Annotated in this window: 25 protein-coding genes, 1 tRNA gene and 1 riboswitch; of the genes, 15 read left to right on the top strand and 11 right to left on the bottom strand. The window is 65.5% G+C overall.

Annotated elements, in window-relative coordinates:
- Positions 1 to 35: 35 nt before the first annotated feature.
- Both ACFXP9_RS08885 and ACFXP9_RS08880 read left to right on the top strand, forming a co-directional pair.
- On the top strand, positions 36 to 590 hold the full coding sequence (locus ACFXP9_RS08885; protein ID WP_397208645.1) for an ActR/PrrA/RegA family redox response regulator transcription factor: 555 nt from the start codon (positions 36 to 38) through the stop codon (positions 588 to 590).
- A 93-nt stretch (positions 591 to 683) separates the two neighbouring features.
- Positions 684 to 1,040 carry an H-NS histone family protein gene (locus ACFXP9_RS08880; protein ID WP_397210166.1) on the top strand — a complete coding sequence of 119 codons (357 nt, stop codon included), beginning with the start codon at positions 684 to 686 and terminating at the stop codon, positions 1,038 to 1,040.
- On the opposite strand, the gene ACFXP9_RS08875 is transcribed toward ACFXP9_RS08880, so the two are convergent.
- From ACFXP9_RS08875 to ACFXP9_RS08865, 3 genes are all read right to left on the bottom strand, one after another.
- A complete protein-coding gene (locus tag ACFXP9_RS08875; RefSeq protein ID WP_397208647.1) occupies positions 991 to 1,599 on the bottom strand; it encodes an HD domain-containing protein in 609 nt (202 codons plus the stop codon). The two genes, ACFXP9_RS08880 and ACFXP9_RS08875, sit on opposite strands and share 50 nt — an antisense overlap.
- Before the next feature lie 83 nt (positions 1,600 to 1,682).
- Entirely contained in the window at positions 1,683 to 2,201 is a 519-nt protein-coding gene (gene secB, locus ACFXP9_RS08870) for a protein-export chaperone SecB (protein ID WP_397208648.1), read from the bottom strand.
- 59 nt (positions 2,202 to 2,260) lie between these two features.
- A complete protein-coding gene (locus ACFXP9_RS08865) occupies positions 2,261 to 2,761 on the bottom strand; it encodes an FxsA family protein (RefSeq protein ID WP_397208649.1) in 501 nt (166 codons plus the stop codon).
- 109 nt (positions 2,762 to 2,870) lie between these two features.
- On the opposite strand from ACFXP9_RS08865, the gene ACFXP9_RS08860 reads away from it, so the two are divergent.
- Both ACFXP9_RS08860 and ACFXP9_RS08855 read left to right on the top strand, forming a co-directional pair.
- Positions 2,871 to 3,521: a Tim44/TimA family putative adaptor protein gene (locus ACFXP9_RS08860; protein WP_397208650.1), complete on the top strand. Its 651-nt coding sequence runs from the start codon at positions 2,871 to 2,873 to the stop codon at positions 3,519 to 3,521.
- Between the two features lie 3 nt (positions 3,522 to 3,524).
- A complete protein-coding gene (locus ACFXP9_RS08855; protein WP_397208651.1) occupies positions 3,525 to 4,136 on the top strand; it encodes a Smr/MutS family protein in 612 nt (203 codons plus the stop codon).
- Here the strand turns inward: ACFXP9_RS08855 and fosX are convergent.
- The 4 genes from fosX to ACFXP9_RS08835 all read right to left on the bottom strand — a co-directional run bounded on the left by fosX (position 4,133) and on the right by ACFXP9_RS08835 (position 7,315).
- A complete protein-coding gene (fosX, locus tag ACFXP9_RS08850; protein WP_397208653.1) occupies positions 4,133 to 4,558 on the bottom strand; it encodes a FosX/FosE/FosI family fosfomycin resistance hydrolase in 426 nt (141 codons plus the stop codon). The genes ACFXP9_RS08855 and fosX overlap by 4 nt on opposite strands.
- A 130-nt stretch (positions 4,559 to 4,688) precedes the next feature.
- Entirely contained in the window at positions 4,689 to 4,883 is a 195-nt protein-coding gene (locus ACFXP9_RS08845; RefSeq protein ID WP_397208655.1) for a PLDc N-terminal domain-containing protein, read from the bottom strand.
- A 69-nt stretch (positions 4,884 to 4,952) separates the two neighbouring features.
- The gene (gene hslU / locus ACFXP9_RS08840; RefSeq protein WP_397208656.1) at positions 4,953 to 6,254 is read right to left on the bottom strand and encodes an ATP-dependent protease ATPase subunit HslU; all 1,302 of its coding nucleotides are present in this window, start codon (positions 6,252 to 6,254) and stop codon (positions 4,953 to 4,955) included.
- A complete protein-coding gene (locus ACFXP9_RS08835; RefSeq protein ID WP_397208657.1) occupies positions 6,251 to 7,315 on the bottom strand; it encodes a hypothetical protein in 1,065 nt (354 codons plus the stop codon). The genes hslU and ACFXP9_RS08835 overlap by 4 nt, the downstream gene beginning before the upstream one ends.
- A gap of 146 nt (positions 7,316 to 7,461) precedes the next feature.
- On the opposite strand from ACFXP9_RS08835, the gene ACFXP9_RS08830 reads away from it, so the two are divergent.
- The gene (locus ACFXP9_RS08830; protein ID WP_397208658.1) at positions 7,462 to 8,079 is read left to right on the top strand and encodes a WYL domain-containing protein; all 618 of its coding nucleotides are present in this window, start codon (positions 7,462 to 7,464) and stop codon (positions 8,077 to 8,079) included.
- Positions 8,080 to 8,113: 34 nt separating this feature from the next.
- Here the strand turns inward: ACFXP9_RS08830 and hslV are convergent, their stop codons facing one another.
- Positions 8,114 to 8,677, bottom strand: coding sequence for an ATP-dependent protease subunit HslV (gene hslV / locus ACFXP9_RS08825; RefSeq protein WP_397208659.1), 564 nt, complete (start codon positions 8,675 to 8,677; stop codon positions 8,114 to 8,116).
- 144 nt (positions 8,678 to 8,821) lie between these two features.
- Between hslV and ACFXP9_RS08820 the strand changes: the two genes are divergently transcribed.
- From ACFXP9_RS08820 to ACFXP9_RS08795, 6 genes are all read left to right on the top strand, one after another.
- Positions 8,822 to 9,601 carry an SDR family oxidoreductase gene (locus ACFXP9_RS08820; RefSeq protein ID WP_397208660.1) on the top strand — a complete coding sequence of 260 codons (780 nt, stop codon included), beginning with the start codon at positions 8,822 to 8,824 and terminating at the stop codon, positions 9,599 to 9,601.
- A 51-nt stretch (positions 9,602 to 9,652) separates the two neighbouring features.
- A riboswitch (glycine riboswitch) is annotated at positions 9,653 to 9,743 on the top strand.
- 153 nt (positions 9,744 to 9,896) lie between these two features.
- Positions 9,897 to 11,018: a glycine cleavage system aminomethyltransferase GcvT gene (gcvT, locus tag ACFXP9_RS08815; RefSeq protein WP_397208661.1), complete on the top strand. Its 1,122-nt coding sequence runs from the start codon at positions 9,897 to 9,899 to the stop codon at positions 11,016 to 11,018.
- A gap of 14 nt (positions 11,019 to 11,032) precedes the next feature.
- Positions 11,033 to 11,389, top strand: coding sequence for a glycine cleavage system protein GcvH (gene gcvH, locus ACFXP9_RS08810; RefSeq protein WP_397208670.1), 357 nt, complete (start codon positions 11,033 to 11,035; stop codon positions 11,387 to 11,389).
- 141 nt (positions 11,390 to 11,530) lie between these two features.
- The gene (locus ACFXP9_RS08805; protein WP_397208662.1) at positions 11,531 to 11,788 is read left to right on the top strand and encodes a VOC family protein; all 258 of its coding nucleotides are present in this window, start codon (positions 11,531 to 11,533) and stop codon (positions 11,786 to 11,788) included.
- Between the two features lie 16 nt (positions 11,789 to 11,804).
- Positions 11,805 to 14,633, top strand: coding sequence for an aminomethyl-transferring glycine dehydrogenase (gene gcvP / locus ACFXP9_RS08800; RefSeq protein WP_397208663.1), 2,829 nt, complete (start codon positions 11,805 to 11,807; stop codon positions 14,631 to 14,633).
- 87 nt (positions 14,634 to 14,720) lie between these two features.
- Positions 14,721 to 15,161, top strand: a complete 441-nt coding sequence (locus ACFXP9_RS08795; protein ID WP_397210164.1) for a thioredoxin domain-containing protein — start codon at positions 14,721 to 14,723, stop codon at positions 15,159 to 15,161.
- Positions 15,162 to 15,215: 54 nt separating this feature from the next.
- On the opposite strand, the gene ACFXP9_RS08790 is transcribed toward ACFXP9_RS08795, so the two are convergent.
- Positions 15,216 to 16,088, bottom strand: a complete 873-nt coding sequence (locus ACFXP9_RS08790) for a M48 family metallopeptidase (RefSeq protein ID WP_397209094.1) — start codon at positions 16,086 to 16,088, stop codon at positions 15,216 to 15,218.
- 163 nt (positions 16,089 to 16,251) lie between these two features.
- Here ACFXP9_RS08790 and ACFXP9_RS08785 point away from each other — a divergent pair.
- A tRNA-Ala gene (locus ACFXP9_RS08785) sits at positions 16,252 to 16,327 on the top strand.
- Between the two features lie 91 nt (positions 16,328 to 16,418).
- Here ACFXP9_RS08785 and ACFXP9_RS08780 read toward each other — a convergent pair.
- On the bottom strand, positions 16,419 to 17,135 hold the full coding sequence (locus tag ACFXP9_RS08780; RefSeq protein WP_397209095.1) for a GntR family transcriptional regulator: 717 nt from the start codon (positions 17,133 to 17,135) through the stop codon (positions 16,419 to 16,421).
- Positions 17,136 to 17,335: 200 nt separating this feature from the next.
- Between ACFXP9_RS08780 and ACFXP9_RS08775 the strand changes: the two genes are divergently transcribed.
- Entirely contained in the window at positions 17,336 to 18,295 is a 960-nt protein-coding gene (locus ACFXP9_RS08775) for a dihydrodipicolinate synthase family protein (RefSeq protein ID WP_397209096.1), read from the top strand.
- Between the two features lie 37 nt (positions 18,296 to 18,332).
- Here the strand turns inward: ACFXP9_RS08775 and ACFXP9_RS08770 are convergent, their stop codons facing one another.
- On the bottom strand, positions 18,333 to 19,376 hold the full coding sequence (locus ACFXP9_RS08770; protein WP_397209097.1) for an Ldh family oxidoreductase: 1,044 nt from the start codon (positions 19,374 to 19,376) through the stop codon (positions 18,333 to 18,335).
- Between the two features lie 121 nt (positions 19,377 to 19,497).
- On the opposite strand from ACFXP9_RS08770, the gene ACFXP9_RS08765 reads away from it, so the two are divergent.
- Complete coding sequence (locus ACFXP9_RS08765; protein WP_397209098.1) at positions 19,498 to 21,015, top strand: aldehyde dehydrogenase (NADP(+)); 1,518 nt, start codon at positions 19,498 to 19,500, stop codon at positions 21,013 to 21,015.
- A gap of 167 nt (positions 21,016 to 21,182) precedes the next feature.
- Positions 21,183 to 21,989, top strand: coding sequence for an ABC transporter substrate-binding protein (locus ACFXP9_RS08760; protein WP_397209099.1), 807 nt, complete (start codon positions 21,183 to 21,185; stop codon positions 21,987 to 21,989).
- Positions 21,990 to 22,033 lie beyond the last annotated feature (44 nt).

Genomic DNA, 22,033 nt, shown 5'->3' with positions numbered 1-22,033 from the left:
AAATGTCAGGCACACCTGTTGGAGATGACGCCGATATGCCTGCGGATACGCCTGACCTTCTGAAAGCCGACCCGTCCCTGTTGCTGGTCGATGATGACGAGATTTTCGTGTCTCGACTGGCCCGTGCGATGGAAAAGCGCGGCTTCAGAACCACGACCGCCCTGTCCGTCGCCGAGGCCAAGCGGCTGGTGGCCGAGGCACCGCCCGCCTTTGCCGTCGTCGATCTGCGGCTGGAGGATGGCAGCGGTCTGGACGTGGTCGAAATGCTGCGCGAATCGCGCGAAGATGCGCGGATCATCGTGCTGACCGGCTATGGCGCGATTGCCACGGCGGTGGCGGCGGTCAAGATGGGGGCGACCGATTACCTGTCCAAGCCCGCGGATGCCAATGACATTTCCGCCGCGCTGCTGGCACAGGGCGAGGCCCTGCCGCCCCCACCGGAAAACCCGATGTCAGCCGATCGCGTGCGCTGGGAACATATTCAGCGCGTTTACGAACAATGCGACCGCAATGTCAGCGAAACGGCCCGCCGTTTGCATATGCATCGCCGGACATTGCAGCGGATTCTGGCCAAACGCAGCCCGAAATAAACCATTTTCTGCATTAAATCCTATTGCCAGCTTGCGAAGCCTGCGAAATTCCTTTTTACGGGTGGTATAACCATCTTTGAAAAGGTGTTGGGAATGGACTTGGATCTTGAAACTCTTTCCCTGAAAGAGCTTCGCGAACTGCGCAACAAGGTTGACCGCGCGATTTCCGGTTTCGAGGAGCGCAAGAAACGCGAGGCGCTGGCCGCCGCCGAAGAGGCCGTGCGCCAATTCGGGTTTAATCTGGGCGAGCTGACGGGCGGCAAAACACGCAAAGGCAGCGTGGTTGCCCCGAAATATGCCAACCCCGCTGATGCGTCGCAAACCTGGACCGGGCGTGGCCGTCAACCGCGCTGGGTGAAAGAGCATCTGGAAAAAAACGGATCGCTGGACGATCTGGCAATCAGCCGCGATCATCCATTTCAGCAATCAACGTATCAAAGCGGCGGATGAAATCGTCGCGCACTGCGCGCGGCGGGCGCAGGGTGATGTCCATGCCCTTTGCCTTGTCACCGCAGGTACGACCGAACAGGCGGTCGGCCTCGGGGCGGGAAAATCCGGCGATCTGGATGGCCTCCAGCCAGGCCGAGATCCGGTCGGCGGCCTTGATGGCACGTTTCAGCGCCACCGGCAGCGCCGCAGGCAGGCCAAAGCGGCGGTGAATGGCGGCGGCGATGCGGTGATCCATTTCGCCATATTCGCGCCCCAGCGCGGCCTTGACCGGGCTGATCATGTCCCCGATCACATATTCCGGCGCGTCATGCAGCAGCGCGGCCAGACGGTCGCCCGCGCTGGCCTGCGGATTGTCGCGGGCAAACAGCCTTTCCACCAGCAGCGAATGTTCGGCCACGGAATAGGGCCAGTCGCCATGCGTCTGCCCGTTCCAGCGCGCCACGAAGGCCAGCCCATGGGCGATATCCGCGATTTCGATGTCAAAGGGCGTCGGGTCCAGCAGGTCCAGCCTGCGCCCGGACAACATGCGCTGCCATGCCCGTTTCGCCTGTCGTGCCATTTATCCTGCCTGCCAAGTGTCAGAAAACCAACAGCCCGCGGCGCGCAAGCGAACCGCGGGCTGGAAAGCGCGTCAGGGCGCGATCAGGACAGCGGCTGGCCTTCGGGCTTTTCAGCCTGCATCCGGCGGGCGATTTCCTGACGATACAGCGCGACAAAGTCGATCGGGTCCAGATTGACCGGCGGGAAGCCGCCGTCGCGGGTCACATCCGACACCACGCGGCGGGTGAACGGAAACAGCATCCGCGGGCATTCGATCATCAGGAAGGGGTGCAGCTGATCCTCGGGGACGCCTTCGACGTGGAACAGCCCGCCATAGTCCAGCTCGCACAAGAACAGCGGGCTTTGGTCGGCCTTGTTGACCGAGGTCACTTTCAGCTTCTGGATCACCTCGTACTGGTGATCGGCCTGCCGCTTGCGGGCGTCCAGACTGACCTGAATGGTCAGTTCGGGCTGGACATTGGCATCGGCCAGACCCTTTTGCGCGACGATGTTTTCAAACGACAGATCGCGGATATATTGCGCCAGAATTTGCAGGCGGACCTGCTGTTGCGGGGCTTCGGCGGCGGCGTCGGCACCGTTGGCCTGTGTTTCGTCGGTCATGTCGTCATCCCTGTGAAAATAGCGTTTGGCGAGGTTCTAACATTGCCGGTGCCACGGCTTCAATGCCGGGTCCAGCCAGAGGCACCATCGCGGGGCGGGCGCGGGGGCAGGGTGGGGGCATCGTGGCGCGGCTGGTAAACCTCGTATTCGCCGTCGATGATGTCGTCAGGCCGCGGCGGATGGCCGAAACCCGTGCCGTGAACGCGGCTGGTCATCACCACGCGGCGACCCACCCAAGCCATCAGCCGGTCGCGCACCGCCGGGATCAGCAGCAAAAGGCCGCAGGCATCGGTGAAAAAGCCCGGCGTCAGCAACAGCGCCCCGGCAAACAGGATCATCGCGCCATGCGCCATGGGCCGCGTCGGGTCGCGCAGTTGCGTCATGGACCGCTGGACATCCATCCATGCCTGCAACCCCTGCCGGCGCATCAGGTAAGACCCGGCCACCGCTGTTGAAAGCACGATGGCCAGCGTCGGCCACAGCCCGATCAGGCCGCCGACCTGAACGAACAGGGCGATCTCGATCATCGGGATCAGGATGAACAGGACAAGCAACCACATGGTATTCCCTTCGCAGCCGGGCCTGTGCTGGACTTGAAGTGGCCCGTTCCCTACATAGGTTGCATCTTGTCCGATACCACCCCATTGCCGCTTTCCGAAGGTTTTGCCCATGTCCGGTTCCCTGATCCAACTGCTTGTTCTGGCCGGCATCGCGCTGTTTCTGGTTTTCAAACTGCGCGATGTTCTGGGCACCCGCGGCGGGTTCGAACCCGAGGGCCGGCCCGCCCCGGCTCAGCCCATCCGCCCGGTGCCGGCCCCGGATGCGCAACCGGAACCCGATGATATCGACGATCACGCCGAACCCGGCAGCCCCATCGCCACCGCCCTGCGCGCCATGCAAGCGGTTGAACCGGGCTTTGCCGTCACCCCCTTCCTGAACGGCGCCCGGCAGGCTTATGAAATGATCCTGATGGCGTTCGAACGCGGTGACCTTTCGGATGTGCGCGCCTTCCTTGCCCCCGCCGTGGCCGAGGCGCTGGACAGCGTGATCGCGGATCGCCAGTCGCGCGGCCTGACCACCGAGGCCCAGTTTCTGGGCAGCCGCGATACCGCCCTGCAAGCCGCCAGCTTTGACCCCCAGACCGGTCTGGCCGAACTGACCGTCCGCTTTGTGGGCGAACTGATCGTCGCCACCCGCGATGCCAGCGGCGAGGTGGTCGAGGGCGACCCCAAGGCCGCCCGCAAACAGCGCGATATCTGGACCTTTGCCCGCCACATGGGTCAGGATGACCCGAACTGGCAACTGGTCGCCACTGGCTGAGCCATGGCACGTCGGGGCAAGCTGACCGATGAGGACCGCGAATTGTGGTCCCGCGTTGCCCGCACGGCCACGCCCCTGCACCCAAGGCGCCCGGCGCAGGACCCTGCCCCGCAGGATGAACCGCCCAAGCCGCGCCCGCGCCTGCCGTTGCATCACGACGTGACCCCGCCGCCCTCGCCGCGGCGGTTTCGTCTTGGGGAAAAGGCCCATGGCGGGCATGGACATGGGCATGATCTGGCGCCCGATATCGCCACCGCGCTGGCCGCGCATCCGCTGCGTATGGATCACAAGACCCATAAACGCCTGAGCCGTGGCAAGCTGCGCCCCGAGGCGCGCATCGACCTGCACGGCATGACGCTGGCCATCGCCCATCCCGAACTGATGCGGTTTATCCTGAAATCGGCGGCTGCAGGGCGGCGGCTGGTGCTGGTGATTACCGGCAAGGGCAAGCCCAATGACGATGGCGGCCCCATTCCCATCCGGCAGGGCGTGCTGCGCCATCAGGTTCCGGCATGGCTGCACCAGCCGCCGCTGGCGCCGCATGTGTTGCAAGTCGTGCCTGCACATCAGAAACATGGCGGGGGCGGGGCCTATTACGTCTATTTGCGGCGTTAGGCGGGCTTGCCCTGTGCATAGCGTTTCAGCCGCTGGTCCAGCGTGCCGGTATGCAATTCGAACAGGTGATTGTCGTGGTCGTGGAAATATATCGACCTGCCTTCGCCTTCGACCCTTTCGCGGGACGGTCTGATTTCAAGCCCTAATGCCCTGATCTGGGTCAGGCAGTGGTCATATTCGGCCTCGGCCATGCTGAAGGCGATGTGGTTATAGCTGCGTTCGGGCAGGGACGGGCCAGCCATGATCGCCACCCAGACAGCGCCCGCGCCCTGACCGATCAGGAAAAACCGTTCGGGTGACAGCGAAAAGCTGTCATCGCCGCTGTCATAGACCTTTCGCGCCGACAGAACCCGGATCAGGATCTGTTCCAGCCGGTCCAGATCGGCTGTGATCAGCGTGATATGGCTGAGGCCATTGGGCATGTAACCGGCCTGTCTGTCATGGGGCTGTAATTGAAGGGCCGTCATGGGGGTGGGAAAAAGGGGGCGCTCGCGCCCCCTCTGCGCCAGGGGGCATTCACCCCCTGAAGGTATTTAAGACAGAAGCGAGGGCTTACATGCGGTTGTAATTGGCCTTGGGGCCAGCAAACCACCAGATGATCAGCCCCACCACCGGCAGCACGGCGACCAGAAGAATCCACAGGATCTTGGTGCCGACTGGCTCGTTCGTGTTGATGATCGAGGCGATGGCCCAGATGTCGAGGGCAAAGATGATCAGCCCCAGAAGGCCGCCGAACATGTTGAACATTTTGAACCTCTGGCAAGGAAGGGGGATAGGTCGTTGCTGGCCCAACCCCCGCCTGCCGCGAAAGTTCCGTTACAGCACATAGCGCGACAGGTCAGTCGCGCGCGCCAGTTCCGCCACATGCGATTCGACGAAAGCGGCATCGACAGTCACTGTCTCGCCGCCCCGGTCGGGGGCCGCGAAGGACAGGTCCTCGAACACGCGTTCAATGACGGTATAAAGGCGGCGCGCGCCGATGTTTTCGATACTGGCATTGACCTCGGCGGCGATGCGGGCCAGCGCGGCGATGCCGTCCTGGGTAAAGGTCACAGTCACCTGTTCAGTCGCCATCAGCGCCGTATATTGCCGGGTCAGGGCATTGTCGGTATCGGTCAGGATGCGGATGAAATCCTGTTCGGTCAGCGCCTTCAGCTCTACCCGGATTGGCAGGCGGCCCTGCAATTCGGGCAGCAGGTCGCTGGGTTTGGCGACATGGAACGCCCCCGAGGCGATGAACAGGATGTGGTCGGTCCTGACCGGGCCGTATTTGGTGCTGACGGTCGTGCCCTCGATCAGCGGCAGCAGGTCACGCTGGACCCCCTCGCGCGAGACGTCGCCACCGCGGGTTTCCTGACGCGCCGCCACCTTGTCGATTTCGTCGATGAAGACGATGCCGTTTTCCTGCACGGTTTCCAGCGCGGTTTGCTTGACGACCTCGTCATCCAGCAGTTTGTCGGCCTCTTCCGAGATCAGCAGTTCATAGCTTTCGGCAACCGTGACCTTGCGGCGCACGCGGCGGCCGCCAAAGGCCTTCATCAGCCCGCCAAGATCCATCATGTTGCCAAGGCCGGGCTGGCCCGGAATTTCCATCATCCCCATGGGGTTGCTGGTATCGGTCAGCTCCAGCTCGATCACGGTGTCGTCCAGCTCGCCACGTTTCAGCTTGTCGCGGAACATGTTGCGGGTGGCCTCGCGGGCGTCGGTGCCGGCGATGGCCTCGACCACGCGGTCCTCGGCAGCTTTGTGGGCGCGGGCCTTGACCTGTTCGCGCATCCGTTCGCGGGTGTCGACGATGGCGCTGTCCACAAGGTCGCGCACGATCTGTTCCACGTCGCGCCCGACATAGCCGACCTCGGTGAACTTGGTGGCCTCGACCTTGATGAAGGGGGCGTTGGCCAGCTTGGCCAGACGGCGGCTGATTTCGGTCTTGCCGACGCCGGTCGGGCCGATCATCAGGATGTTCTTGGGATACACCTCGTCGCGCAGGTCATCGGCCAGTTGCCTGCGCCGCCAGCGGTTGCGCAGGGCGACGGCCACGGCGCGTTTGGCGTCGGTCTGGCCGATGATAAAGCGGTCCAGTTCGGACACGATCTCTCGCGGGGTCAGGTCGGTCATAGGTCACCTTTTTCGTAAGGGGGCAGGCGGTGCTTGCCGGGAAATTCCGGCAGCAGCCGCATCAGGGCGGCGCGCAGGCCGGTCCACCACGCACCCAGCGCGGTCACGGCGGCACCGATCAGCACCAGCACGGCGGGCCAGTCCAGCCCGGCGCCGTTGCGGCTGGTCAGCGCCCAGATCAGCCACGCCAGATAGCCAAGGCCAGCGGTCAGGAAGCTGCGGCGGTCAAGGATCAGCGCGATCAGCGTCACCAGCGCCAGCACCGCCGCCAGCCCGGCATAGGTGGCGGCGGGGCTGTCGGCATTCATCGCGGTAATGGCCAGCGTGTTGACGATGGCCGGGGCGGCCAGCAGGTGCAGCCAGAACGCGCTGGCCGAGGCCCGCCCCAGCCGGTGCGGGTCGCGCATGTCAAAGGCCAGCCCCGCCAGCGCGGCGATCATGCCAAACACCAGCACACCGGTGCCAAGGCCGGATGCGCCGGTCAGGTCCAGCATCCGGGTCCAGTCCTGCCACACGGTGGTGTCGTTCAGCACAAACACCGCCGCCAGCCCGCACAGCCCGATCAGCAGCATGGTGAAAGGAAGGCGGAACAGCGCATACCACGCCGCCAGCGACGCGGCTGTCATGCCGATGCCGGTCAGGCCCAACATCTTGAAATTGCTGTCCAGCGTGACATTCCGGGTCAGCCACCAGGTGGCCAGCGTCAGCACCGCCAGCGCAAAGCCACAGACCAGCACGATGGATGGCAGGACCATGCGGCGCACACGGGTGAAATACCACGCCAGCGCCAGGCACAGCACCGCGCCGATGGCCGCCACCGCCGCCGGGTCGGCCATCAGCCCCGCCAGCCCGACCATGCCGGTCAGGCCGATCAGCAGGCCCACGGCGATAAAGATTTCCGCAAAGCCGCGAAACAGCTCGAACGGTTCGTCATCGGGGCCAAGCCCGTCGCGGATGCCGGCGCGGGCCTGTGCCAGCGTGGCCAGCCGGGCGGCCTGTGCCTCGGACAGGTGGCCGGCCTGAACGGCGGCGCGCAGATCGTCGGTGGTGATGGGCGTCATCGGCGGTTTCCGGGGCGGTTCCTGTCACATTCGCGCATCACTTAAAGATGGCGATGGCGCGTTTCAACCAAGGCGCTTTGGCAAAGCGGTCAGCTGTGGCAGGTTGCGGGCCTTCCCAAAACCCTGAAACGACAAGGACCACGGCCATGAAACCCGGCCACGACACCCCCGAACCCCTGATGCTGACCCGCCGCGCAGTGGCGACCCGTCTTGCCGCCGGTGCGGCGCTGGCGGGTGCCGGGGTGGCCGGTCCGGCGGGGGCCGTGGCGGTGCCGGTCGTGGAACCGGCCCTGCGCGATGCGGCGCTGCGCGGGCTGGCATTGGCCGGTCACCGTGGCGACCCCGTCACCGCGGCTGCCGCGCAGACCGCGTTGCAGCAACTGACCGCCACCGACCCCGAGGGGGCGCTGCTGTTGCGGCTGTATCGGGCGCTGGATGTGCGGCCCGCCGCCTATTACCACGGCGAGGCGCTGCCGGCTGCGGGCGCGGATGATCTGGCGCTGCTGCACGGGGCCATTGCCGCCTGTCAGCCGGTGCGCTTTGGCTATACCGATCTGGCGGATCAGCACAGCCAGCGCACGGTGCTGCCGCTTGCGCTGGTCCATCCGCCGCAGGGGGTCAAGCTGTTGGCCTATTGCCTTGAACGCGACGATTATCGCCAGTTCTTTGTCCGCCAGATGGGGCAGGTCACGCCCCGCGCGGGCGATTTCCGGCGCGATCGTCTGGCCCTGTTGCAGGGGCTGGCCGACAAAGAAGGCGTCTGAGGGGAGGGCCTCTGAAGGGGAAGCGGTTTTGGGGTCAGCCGCGCGGGCTGATCTCCTCGACCGTCAGATTGCCGTTGGTATAAACACAAATATCGGCGGCAATCGCCATCGCCTTGCGCGCCACGGTTTCGGCGTCCAGATCGGTTTCCATCAGGCCGCGCGCCGCCGCCAGGGCGAAATTCCCGCCCGAGCCGATGGCCGCGACGTCATGTTCGGGTTCCAGCACGTCACCGGCGCCGGTGACGACGAAAACCTGCTGGCCATCGGTGACGATCAGCATCGCTTCAAGATTGCGCAGGTATTTGTCGGTGCGCCAGTCCTTTGCCAGCTCGACCGCGGCGCGTTGCAGCTGACCGGGGGCGGATTCCAGCTTTTTTTCCAGCCGTTCCAGCAGGGTAAAGGCATCGGCGGTGGACCCGGCAAAGCCGCAGACTACGTCGTGGCCGCCCGGTGACAGGCGCCGCACCTTGCGGGCGCTGCCCTTCATCACCGTCTGGCCGACGCTGACCTGACCATCGCCCGCCACGACGACCTTGCCGCCGCGTCTGACCGCCAGAATCGTGGTGCCGTGCCAGCCGGGAAAGCGGTCTTCTGCCATGATCTTGCCTCCGTTTTCACTGTCGGTCAGATAAGAAGCCGCCAGCGGCTTGGCAACCCAAAGGCAGGCATCTGGCCGCGCAGGCATCTGGACATCGCCGCCGCGCTGCCGCAGCCTGTGACGGGTCAGGGGAAGGGGTGCATCATGGATCTGGGAATCACCGGCAAGCGCGCGCTGGTCTGTGCGGCGTCAAAGGGGCTGGGGCGCGGCTGCGCCGAGGCGCTGGCCGCCGAGGGTGTCGATCTGGTCATCAACGCCCGCAGCGATGGCCCGCTGACCCAGACCGCGTGGCAGATTGCCGAACAATACGGCGTGCAGGTCCAGCCCGTTGCCGCCGACATCACCACCCCGGAAGGCCGCGCCAGGGTGCTGGGGGCCGCCGGACAGGTGGATATTCTGGTCAATAACGCGGGCGGGCCGCCGCCGGGCAACTGGCTGGACTGGGACCGCGACGATTTTATCCGCGCCATCGACGCCAATATGCTGACCGCCATCGCGCTGATGCAGGCGCTGGTGCCGGGCATGGCGGAACGCGGCTGGGGGCGGGTGGTGAACATCACCTCGGCTGCGGTGCGGTCCCCGATTGCGGTGCTGGGGCTGTCCAATACCGCGCGCACCGGGCTGACCGGCTTTGTCGCGGGTATGGCCCGGCAGGTGGCGGGGCAGGGGGTGATCGTGAACAACCTGCTGCCGGGCATTCACGCCACCGACCGCGCCGATGCGCTGGATGGTGGCGTGGCCAGCGCGCAGGGCATTGCGCTGGACGACGCGCGGGCACAGCGTCAGGCCACGATCCCGACCCACAGCTATGGCCGGGCCGATGATTTCGGCGCCGCCTGCGCGTTCTTGTGCAGCCAGCAGGCGCGGTTCATCGTCGGCCAGAACCTGCTGCTGGATGGTGGCGCGCTGAACGTGACGATCTGAGGGGGGCGCGACAAAACACTTGCTTTGCCGCGCAACGGCGGCTAGCGATCAGCACGGATTTCGGGAGAAGCTGGCACAAGCGCCAGTGCCGAAGGAGCAGCCGCCCCGGCGAACTCTCAGGCAAAAGGACCGTCATCCGACCAAAGCTCTGGAGAGTGGCCCCCGGCACACGGGTGGCCCGCCGAAGGGATAACGATCTCAGGCGCCCTGAAAAGGGTGGGGACAGAGGGGGCATCCAGTCGCGGACATCACGTCCGTGCAATCAGGCCGTCAACCGGCCGGAGGGGGATGTCACATGACCGAATACCGGCGCACGCCGCTTTATGATCTGCATGTCGAATTGGGCGCGAAAATGGTGCCTTTCGCGGGTTGGGATATGCCCGTCCAATACCCGATGGGGGTGCTGGCCGAACATTTGCAGACCCGCGCCAATGCCGGGCTGTTCGATGTCAGTCATATGGGGCAGGTGATTGTCCGCGCGCCGTCCGGGCAGGCCGTCGATGCGGCGCAGGCGCTGGAACGGCTGATCCCCGCCGACCTGATGGGTCTGGCGCCGGGGCGGCAGCGTTACGGCCTGTTCACCGATGACGAAGGCGGGGTGCTGGACGACCTGATGGTCGCCAATAAGGGCGATCACCTGTTCGTGGTGGTGAACGCCGCCTGTGCCGAACAGGATATTGCGCATCTGTCGACGCTGGATGGGGTCAGCATCGAACCCGTCACCGACCGCGCCCTGCTGGCGCTGCAAGGCCCGCGGGCCGAGGCCGCGCTGGCCGCGCTGGTGCCCGCCGTAGCGCAGATGCGGTTCATGGATGTGGCCGACCATGACTGGGACGGGGTGGCGCTGTGGATCAGCCGGTCCGGCTATACCGGCGAGGACGGGTTTGAAATCTCGGTCCCGGCTGATCGTGCGGTCGATCTGGCGCGGGCCTTGCTGGCCAACCCGGCGGTCGCGCCGATCGGGCTTGGCGCGCGCGACAGCCTGCGGCTGGAGGCCGGGATGCCGCTTTATGGCAATGACATGGACCGCGATACCAGCCCGGCCGAGGCCGGTCTGGGCTGGTCCATCCCCAAAGTGCGGCGGCTGGATGGCGCGCGAGCCGGGGGCTTTCCCGGCGCGGCGGGCATTCTGCCCGAACTGGCCGAGGGTCCGGCCCGCATCCGCATGGGCCTGCGCCCGCAGGGCCGCGCCCCGATACGCGCCGGTGTGCCGCTGTTCAGCGCCGAAACCGATGGCCGGCGTCTGGGGCAGGTCTGTTCCGGCGGTTTTGGCCCGACGGTGGGCGGGCCTGTGGCGATGGCGCTGTTGCCCTCGGACCTTGTGCCGGGCACGGTTGTCTGGGCCGAACTGCGCGGCAAGCGCCTGCCCGCCGACATCACCGCCCTGCCTTTCATCACCCCCGCTTACAAACGCTGAGGAGCGACCCCATGCTGAAATATACCCCGGATCACGAATGGCTGCGCGCCGAGGGCGACGAAATCGTCGTCGGCATCACCAGACATGCCAGCGAGCAGTTGGGCGACGTGGTTTTTGTCGAACTGCCCGAGGAAGGCCGCGAGGTCGCGGCGGGCGAGGAAATCGTGGTGATCGAATCGGTCAAGGCGGCCTCGGACATCGTGGCGCCGGTGGCGGGTGTGATCACAGCCGTGAATGCGGACCTGCCCGACACCCCCGGCGCGGTGAATGACGACCCGATGACGGCGTGGTTTTTCCGTATCAAGCCCGCCGGTGGCGTCGATCTGTCCGGTTTCATGGACGAGGCCGCCTATCACGACCTGATCGGCTGAACCCGCAGCGCCGCGCCCGTGGTGGGGGCGGTGCAGGGGTATTTGGGCAACGAAGAAACATGGCTGTGTTGCGCATCGTCCCGAACCTGCCCGCCCGCGACCCGGCGGCTTTTGGCCGATTGGTATCGCGGGGTTTTGGGGATGGATCTGATCATGGATCACGGTTTCATCGTCACGCTGGGGGCAGGGGAACAGCGCACGCAGCTGTCCATGGCCCGCGAGGGCGGGGCGGGCACCGATCTGCCCTGTCTGTCGGTCGAGGTGGATGACCTTGACCCGGTGGTGGCGCGGGCGGGCGATGCGGTCTGTTATGGCCCGGTGACCGAAGACTGGGGCGTGCGGCGGGTTTTTCTGCGCGACCCAGAAGGCAATCTTGTGAACATCTTGCAGCATCTTTGACGGTAAAGGGCCTGACATGGCGAAATGGACCCCGACAGACTATCACCCCGATGATTTTGCGAACCGCCGTCATATCGGCCCCAGCCCCGCCGAGATGGACGAGATGCTGGCCGTGGTCGGGGCGCCCGATCTGGACGGGCTGATCGAACAGACCGTGCCGGGGGCTATTCGCCAGCAGCAGGCGCTGGACTGGCAGCCGCTGTCCGAGGCCGGGTTATTGCAGCGGATGCGCGCGGTGGCGGACAAGAACCGGGTTCTGACCAGCCTGATCGGGCAGGGCTATTACGGCACCGTCACGCCGCCGGCCATTCAGCGCAATATTCTGGAAAACCCGGCGTGGTACACGGCCTATACCCCCTATCAGCCGGAAATCGCGCAGGGCCGGCTGGAGGCTTTGCTGAATTTCCAGACCATGGTGGCCGATCTGACCGGGCTGCCGGTGGCCAATGCCAGCCTGCTGGACGAGGCCACCGCCGCAGCCGAGGCAATGGCCATGGCGCAGCGGGTGTCCAGGTCGAAGGCGAAGGGGTTTTTCATCAGCGACAACCTGCATCCGCAGACCATCGCCGTGATCGAGACCCGCGCCGCGCCGCTGGGGGTGCAGGTGATCAAGGGCGATCCTGCGGGACTGGACCCGACGCAGGTTTTCGGGGCGATTTTCCAATATCCCGGCACATTCGGCCATATCCGCGACCTTGGTGCGGAATGCGCCGCGCTGCATGATGCCGGGGCCGTGGCGATTGTCGCGACCGATCTGCTGGCGCTGTGTCTGCTGCGCGAACCGGGCGCGATGGGCGCCGATATTGCGGTGGGCAGCGCGCAGCGTTTTGGCGTGCCTTTGGGCTATGGCGGGCCACATGCCGGGTTCATGGCCTGCCGCGATGCGATGAAGCGGGCGATGCCGGGACGCATCGTCGGCGTGTCCATCGACGCGCGCGGCAACAAGGCCTATCGCCTGTCGCTGCAAACCCGTGAACAGCATATCCGCCGTGAAAAGGCGACCAGCAATGTCTGCACCGCGCAGGCGCTGTTGGCGGTGATGGCGTCGTTTTACGCGGTGTTTCACGGGCCGAAGGGCCTGCGCGCGATTGCGCAGCGGGTGCATCTGAACACGGTGACGCTGGCTAATGCCCTGCGCGATGCCGGGGCCGAGGTCGAGCCGCAGGCATTTTTCGACACCATCACCGTGCGCGTCGGCGTGGGCCAGCAGGGCATCATGGCCGCCGCCCGGCACCGGGGGATCAACCTGCGCCGCGTGGGGCGTGACTGGGTGGGGATCAGTCTGGATGAAACCACGGATGCCGGTGTCATTGCCCGCGTGCTGGATGCGTTCGGCATTTCCGAACCGGCCACGCCTGCGGACCGCCCCGCCATCCCGGACGATCTGCTGCGCGACAGTGATTACCTGACCCATCCGGTGTTTCACATGAACCGCGCGGAATCCGAGATGATGCGCTATATGCGGCGTTTGTCGGACCGCGACCTTGCGCTGGACCGCGCGATGATCCCTCTGGGGTCATGCACGATGAAGCTGAACGCCGCGGCCGAAATGATGCCGATCACCTGGCCGCAGTTTTCGGCCATCCACCCCTTCGTGCCCGCCGATCAGGCGCAGGGCTATGCCGAGGTGATCGCGGATCTGACCGACAAGCTGTGCACCATCACCGGTTACGACGCGTTTTCGATGCAGCCCAACAGCGGTGCGCAGGGCGAATATGCCGGGCTGCTGACCATCGCCGCCTATCACCGGTCGCGCGGGGATGACCGCGATGTCTGTCTGGTGCCGTCCAGCGCGCATGGCACCAACCCGGCCAGCGCCCAGATGGCCGGGATGAAGGTGGTGGTGGTGAAATCCGCGCCCAATGGCGATATCGACCTTGAGGATTTCGCCGACAAGGCCGCCACGGCGGGCGACCGTCTGGCGGCGGTGATGATCACCTATCCGTCCACCCATGGCGTGTTCGAGGACACCGTGCGCGAGGTCTGCCGCATCACCCATGACCATGGCGGGCAGGTCTATATCGACGGGGCGAATATGAACGCGCTGGTCGGGCTGGTCAAACCCGGAGAGATCGGCGGCGATGTCAGCCACCTGAACCTGCACAAGACCTTTGCCATTCCGCATGGCGGTGGCGGCCCCGGCATGGGACCGATCGGGGTCAAGGCGCATCTGGCGCCCTTCCTGCCCGGCGATCCGGCGCAGGGCGGTGAGGGCGCGGTGTCGGCGGCGCCGTTCGGGTCGGCCTCGATCCTGCTGATCTCGTGGGCGTATATCCTGATGATGGGCGGGGCGGGGCTGACGCAGGCCACGCGCGTGGCGATCCTGAACGCGAATTACATCGCCAGCCGGCTGGCCGGGGCCTATCCCATTTTGTTCATGGGCAATCGCGGGCGGGTGGCGCATGAATGCATTATCGACACCCGGCCCTTTGCCGAACATGGCGTGACCGTGGACGATATTGCCAAGCGTCTGGTCGATAACGGTTTCCACGCCCCCACCATGAGCTGGCCAGTCGCCGGCACGCTGATGGTCGAACCCACCGAGTCCGAGACCAAGGCCGAACTGGACCGCTTTATCACCGCGCTTCTGGCCATCCGGGCCGAGATTCAGCAGGTTGCCGATGGCCGCATCGACCCCGAGGCCAGCCCCCTGCGCCATGCCCCGCACACGGTCGAAGACCTTGTCGGGGACTGGGACCGGGCCTATTCGCGCGAGGAAGGTTGTTTCCCGCCCGGCGCGTTCCGGGTCGACAAATACTGGCCGCCGGTGGGCCGGGTGGACAATGCCTATGGCGACCGCAACCTTGTCTGCACCTGCCCGCCGCTGGACAGCTATCAGGACTGACGGGCGCGGCGCTGGCGCAGGTGCGGGGCGGGGTTGAAAACCGCCCCGGCGGCCACACATTCAGGGAAAGGAATGGAAGGGCCGGAAATGTCGGGACTGAAAATCACCTGTCTGGAATGTGGCCAGACCAATCGCGTCCCCGCCGACCGTGTCGCGGCGGGGCCGAAATGCGGCACATGCGGGGCGGCGCTGACCGGGCCAAAGGTTCGGGCGCTTGATTTTCGCACACTGGAAAAGGCCGCGAAAACCGATGACCTGCCGCTGTTGGTCGATTACTGGGCGCCGTGGTGCGGCCCGTGCCGGATGATGGCGCCCCAGTTCGAACAGGCCGCGCGCATGGTCGCGCCGCAGGTGCGGCTGGCCAAGATCGACACCCAGTCGAACCCCGATGCCACCGTGCGCTGGAATATCCGCGGCATTCCGGCCTTCATCCTGTTTCGTGGCGGCCGCGAAGTCGCCCGCCTGTCCGGGGCGCGTCCGGCGGCGGGCGTGGTCGATTTCCTGCGCCAGAACGGCGCGCTGGGCTGACCGTCGCGCGCCGCAGCACCGGGGGCGATGGCGGCTGTGCGCGGATTGCGGGTGTCAGAACATCTCGCCGTGGCGGGAAAAGCCGTGGGTTTCGATGTCTTTCAACGCCTTGAAGCGCTTGACGCCGACGGCGTGGCTGGACAGCAGGTTGGTGATGCGGACAAAGAATTCGCCGTGTTCGGCATTGGCCTGTTCCAGCCATGCCTGCGGGTTGACGCCCTTTTCCATCCACGGCCCGACCGACAACAGGCGCAGCGCGTTGGCGTGGTCGGGGCAGACCGCCATGGCCAGCCGGTCGGCGGAATATTCCTGTGCCCGCGTGGTCGTCACCCCCAGCACCACCAGCAGGTTCGGCACCAGGCTGATCACGATCCGCCACAGCGACACATGCCGCAGCTTGTGATGCGCCAGTTCATGCGCCAGCACAAAGCTGACCACATCGGGCGACTGGTCCAGCACCTGCGCGATTTCGGCATGGATAATGACATAGCCGTGGCGGCGGTTGCATTCCAGCGCAAAGGCATTCACCACGCCATTGCCATTGGCCACATACAGCTTGGGCAGGCGCGACATTTTCAGCCGGCTGGCGATGTCCTGATACAGTGCATACAGTTCGGGGAATTGCTGTGGCCCGACCAGAACGGCGTTGGACCGCGCCTGCGCGGCCATGAAAAAGCGATAGATATAAAAGGCCAGCGGGGCCAGCGGCAACAGCATCAGCGCGGTGGCCAGATCACGCAGGTCGGCGGCGTCCTCGCCCAACTGGTCCAGCGCACCGTAACTGTCGGCCAGCAAGATCCCGCCCGCCATCAGCAGGGCCAGCACGGTCACGATTGCCGACAGCCAGATCATCGGCATTTCCCAGCGGTGGCGGAATTCACGGGCATCATGGCCCTGGCAGGTCGCATGTTCAGAATGGCTGCACATCTCAAGGTCATTTCTGTAAAGTTGGTTCAAGCCCGGTCCGTTAGCGTTAGCACCCGTGTCAGGCAAGCGCGGATGGCCGCTTTCACGCTGTTGTCAAAACCGGTGAACGCGCCGTGCACCCCCTTGACAAGCGCCCGCAGCAGGTTCAGATACGCGCCTCAGTGGGGCCGTAGCTCAGTTGGTAGAGCGCATCGTTCGCAATGATGAGGTCAGGGGTTCGATTCCCCTCGGCTCCACCAGATCCTTCCCGATATCAGGCAAATGCGGCGTCAGGCCGGTGCGCGGTCATGTGACCATATTCTGTGCCCGCCTGATTCGGCGCCGTCACGGTCACAGCCGGGGCGTGTCGCGGCGGTCCTCGGCGATCAGCTTCTGGATCTGATGCACGATCTGGTCGGCATGGGCACTGGCCAGCCGGTCGGCGGCCTCGGTGTTCTGGGCCTCGATGGCGGCGATCATGTTTTCATGCTCGCTGACATATTCCTGCGGCAACTGGTCGTCGAAGGACGAATAATACAGCCGCAGGATGCGTCGTCCCTCGTCCAGCAAGCGGTTGAAAAGCCCAAGGTAATAGGGGTTGCGACCGGCCTCTGCGATGGCGGAATGAAAGTCGCGGTTATGCGCGATCATGTCCAGCGCGTTCTGGGCCGCAACCGCGCGGGCAAAGGCGTCGTGATGGGCACAGATCGCCGCCAGATCGGCGCGTGTGCGGTGCAGCGCGGCCTGCCGGGTGGTGACGCGATACATCAGCGTGATCGCGTCGAAAAACGCCGGCAGGGTCAGAAAGTCGATATTGGACACCACGGTCGAACGGTTGGGCAGGGTGGTGACCAGCCCCTCGCCTGCCAGCCGGACCAGCGCTTCGCGGATCGGGGTGCGCGACATGGCAAACCGTGTTGCCAGCTGGATCTCGTCGATGGGGCTGCCGGGGGCCAGCGACAGGTCGATGATTTCGTCGCGCAGCACGTCATAGACCATTTTAACCCCCGACCCACGGCGGCGTTCGCTGGTGGCGGGTTTTCCTTCGGTGGCGGGCTTGCTGGTCATGGCGTGGCTCCTTCTTGGATCACGGATAGGCAACTGGCCCGCCGGGATCAAGTTATGCCCTGTCGGATCACATTGTGCATTTGTTGTCGACAACAAGAATGCAAAAGCTATGATGGGCCGATCCGAAAGGGATTCGGGCGGGCCACGAGGGCCGGCGGGACCGCCAGCGGAAAGACCGGCTTCAAAGGGAGACAGGCACGATGTCCAATATTTTTTCCGGGACGATCCCGGCGCTGATGACGCCCTGCAAGGCCGACCGCAGCCCCGATTTCGATGCGCTGGTGCGCAAGGGGCAGGAGCTGATCGCGGCGGGCATGTCGGCGGTGGTCTATTGCGGGTCGATGGGTGACTGGCCGCTGCTGACCGATGCGCAGCGCATGGAGGGCGTCGAACGCCTGTGCAAAGCCGGGGTGCCGGTCATTGTCGGCACCGGCGCGGTGAACACGCAACTGGCCGCAGCCCACGCCGCCCATGCCCAAAAGGTCGGCGCCAAGGGCCTGATGGTCATTCCGCGGGTGCTGTCGCGCGGCCCGTCCATCACCGCGCAAAAGGCGCATTTCAAGGCCATCTTGTCGGCCGCGCCTGACCTGCCGGCGGTGATCTATAACAGCCCCTATTACGGCTTTGCGACCCGCGCCGACCTGTTCTTTGCGCTGCGGGCCGAACACCCCAACCTGATCGGGTTCAAGGAATTCGGCGGCGCCGCCGATATGCGTTATGCCGCCGAAAACATCACCTCGGGCGGGGGCGATGTGACGCTGATGGTCGGTGTCGACACGACGGTTTTCCACGGTTTCGTCAACTGCGGCGCCAAGGGCGCCATCACCGGCATCGGTAACGCCCTGCCCAAAGAGGTGCTGCATCTGGTCGCCCTGTGTCAGGCCGCAGCCAAAGGCGACGCCGACGCCCGCGCCCGCGCGCAAGAGCTGGAATCGGCCCTGTCGGTGTTGTCGTCCTTTGACGAGGGGCCGGATCTGGTGCTGTATTACAAGCACCTGATGGTGCTGAACGGCGATACGGAATACAGCCTGCATTTCAACGAAAGCGACGTGTTGTCCGACAGCCAGCGCGGCTATGTCGAGGCGCAATACAAGCTGTTCCGCGACTGGTATGCCGAATGGTCGCAACTGCCCGGTGCCGTGCGCACCTGTGCCGCCTGACCAAAGAAAGCCCCGCCTTGGCGGGGCTTTTTGCAGCTTAGGGCAGGTCGACCGCGTTCAGCCCGTGATCGTGCAGGCGGGTCAGCAGGGCATCCTCGGGCCCGGTCAGGGTGATGCCCGCCTGCCGGGTCTGCGCCCGCGCCGCAAAGCGCCGCTGTGACGGCAGGCGCGCGCCCTGCCCGGTGATGGCGGTCAGCAGGGTTTCCGCCGCCGCCAGCGGGTCAGGACCGCCGGGGCGGGCAAAGCGCGCCGGGTCCAGCGCCAGCACCAGCTGACCGTGGCGCGGGGCCAGCGCGGTGGTCCCCAGCCAGTCCAGCGCCTGACGGCTGGTGAAATCGCCAATCATCGCCCCCGCCAGCAATTCGATCATGGTCGAAATGGCGCTGCCCTTGTGGCCGCCAAAAGGCAGCATTGCCCCTGCCAGCGCCGCCTGCGGGTTGGTGGTGGGCTGGCCGTCAGCATCCAGCGCCCAACCCGGTGGCAGGGGGGTGGCGGCCCGCCGGTGCAGCTCGATCTCGCCGCGCGCGGCGACACTGGTGGCGAAATCGAACACATAGGGGTCGCCATCCGGGCGCGGCCAGCCAAAGGCGAACGGGTTGGTGCCCAACAGCGGCTGCGTCCCGCCCGCAGGCGCCACCGTGGCATAGCTGGGGCACATCGACACCGCCGCCAGCCCCTGCGCGGTCAGGGTCTCGACCTCGGGCCAGAGGGCGGCGAAATGCACGCAATCATTGATGACCAGCGCCGCGATCCCCAGCTGACGCGCGCGCTGGGCCAGCACCGGCGCAGCGCGTTCAAAGGCCAGATTGGCAAAGCCGCCGCCAGCATTCACCCGCACGATGGCGCTGTCGTCGCATGTCACCTGTGGCACCGCATCCGGCACCACCTTGCCGGCCTTCAGCGTGCGCAGACAGCCCTCGATGCGATAAACACCGTGCGATTTGCAGCCATCGCCCTCGCCAGCGGCAATGCTGCGCGCCAGCGCCGCCGCCTGATCGGGGCTGAACCCGGCGCGGCCAAAAATGGCGGCGATGCGGGCCTCAAGCGCGGCGGGTGTGGTGGTGATCTGTGACGTGGTCATGGTGTGGCGTTCCCCCCCAGGCCGCCGGAACGGCGTTGCATATCTGTATGCAAAATGTATGCATGATGCAAAGACACCTCAAGCCCGGCCTTGCCGGTGCCCCAGCAAAAGGAACAGACGGATGAGCTTTACCCCCCATGGCAAGCACCTGATCGCAGGCGAATGGGTGGCTGGTGCCAGCTGCTTTACCTCGCAGCCGGCGCATGGCCCGGCGCATGATTTCGCCACCGGCACGCCCGAACTGGTCGACCGCGCCGCGCAGGCCGCCGAAGCGGCGTTCTGGCACTATGGCGATGCCTCGCGCGCCGATCGCGCCGCCTTTCTGAACGCCATCGCGGACGAGATCGAGGCCCGCGCCGAGGCCATCACCCAGATTGGCACCCAGGAAACCGGCCTGCCCGAGGCGCGGCTGAACGGCGAACGCGGCCGCACCACCGGTCAGTTGCGCCTGTTCGCGGACCATATTCTGAAGGGCGATTATCTGGATCGCCGCCTTGACCCGGCCCAGCCCGACCGCCAGCCCGCCCCCCGCCCCGAGATCCGCATGGTGCAGCGCCCCATCGGGCCGGTGGCGGTGTTTGGCGCGTCGAACTTTCCGCTGGCCTTTTCCACCGCCGGGGGCGACACGGCGGCAGCGCTGGCGGCGGGCTGTCCGGTGGTGGTCAAAGGCCATTCCGCCCATCCCGGCACCGGCGAAATCATCGCCGAGGCCATTCACGCCGCGATCGCCCGCACCGGCGTTCACCCCGGTGTGTTCAGCCTGATTCAGGGCGGCGACCGTCAGGTCGGGGCGGCGCTGGTGACCCATCCGCTGATCAAGGCGGTCGGCTTTACCGGCAGTCTGGGCGGTGGCCGGGCGCTGTTTGACCTGTGCGCCGCCCGCCCCGAGCCGATCCCTTTCTTTGGCGAACTGGGCAGCGTCAACCCGATGTTCATGATGCCGCAGGCCATGGCGGCGCGGTCTGTGGCGCTGGGGCAGGGCTGGGCCGGGTCGCTGACCATGGGCGCGGGCCAGTTCTGCACCAATCCCGGCATTGCGGTGGTGCTGGACGGTCCCGACGCCGATGCCTTTACCGCCGCCACCAAGGCGGCGCTGGAACAGGTCGGGCCGCAAGTCATGCTGACCGACGGCATCGCCAAAGCCTATCGCGACGGGCAGGCCCGGTTTACCGGGCGCAATTCGGTTCGCGCGGTGCTGGTCACCGACCAGTCGGGCCGCAATGCCAGCCCGAACCTGTTCCAGACCACCGGCGCCGATTACCTGCAAGACCACGCGCTGGGCGAAGAGGTATTCGGCCCGCTGGGCCTGATCGTGCGCGTCGGTTCGGTTGACGAGATGGTGGCGCTGGCCAGGGGGTTCGAAGGGCAGCTGACCGCCACCATCCACATGGAGGATGCCGACCTTGAGGATGCGCGCCGCCTGCGTCCGGTGCTTGAACGCAAGGCAGGACGGGTGCTGGTCAATGGCTTCCCGACCGGGGTCGAGGTGGTCGATTCCATGGTGCATGGCGGTCCTTACCCGGCCAGCACCAATTTTGGCGCGACCTCTGTCGGAACGTTGTCGATTCGTCGCTTTTTGCGCCCGGTCAGCTTCCAGAACCTGCCCGAGGCGCTGTTGCCGCAGGATCTGCAAGGCTGACGGCCCTGTGCCACGCGACGGGGCAGCGCTGACCTGCTGGCCCGTCGCATTGCCTGTTTTCACGGCAGCACCGTGTCCGGGCCATTATTTTTGTTGCTTCGTGTCTTTTGTCGACACATAGTCGACAAACGGAGAATCGAGAAATCGTCACTGGGAGGAAATAGAAAATGAAACTGACCTGTCTGACCGCCGGCCTGCTGACCGCCACCGCGCTGACCGCACCCGCCTATGCCGATAAACTGGACGACATCATTTCGTCCGGGACGCTGCGCTGCGCGGTGGTGCTGGACTTTCCGCCGATGGGGTCGCGCGACGAAAACAACAACCCGGCGGGCTTTGACGTGGATTACTGCAACGATCTGGCCAAGGCCCTTGGGGTCGAGGCCGAGATCGTCGAAACCCCCTTCCCCGACCGCATTCCGGCGCTGGTCTCGGGGCGGGCGGATGTTGGTGTCGCGTCGACCTCGGACACGCTGGAACGGGCCAAAACGGTCGGTTTCTCGGTCCCCTATTTCGCCTTCAAGAACGTGGTGCTGACCAAGGATGGCAGCGGGATCGAAACCTATGACGATCTGAAAGGGAAAACCGTGGGGTCGGTCGCCGGCACTTACGAGGGGATCGCGCTGGACGGCGATGTCAAGGCATGGGGCGAGGGCAGCTTCCGCCCGTATCAGACCCAGGCCGATGTGTTCCTGGCGCTGTCGCAGGGCCAGATCGACGCGACGGTGGTGACCTCGACCGTGGCGTCGTCAACGGTGAAATCCGGCAAGTTCCCCGGCCTGACGATCAAGGGCGACGCGCCTTATGACATCGACTATGTCGGGCTGATCGGGCTGCGTCAGGAATATGGCCTGCTGAACTATCTGGATCTGTTCGTGAACCAGCAGGTCCGCAGCGGGCGCTATCAGGAACTGTACGAGAAATGGGTTGGCGGCGATGCGCCGGATCTGACCGTCTCGAAAGTGTATCGCTGATCGGGAAGGGGGGCCTGCCGGTCCCCCGTCCTTCACCCTTTCGG

The organism is Paracoccus jiaweipingae (assembly GCF_044335505.1).
Classification (GTDB): Bacteria; Pseudomonadota; Alphaproteobacteria; order Rhodobacterales; family Rhodobacteraceae; genus Paracoccus.
This window is presented reverse-complemented; position numbering and strand designations above follow the sequence as displayed.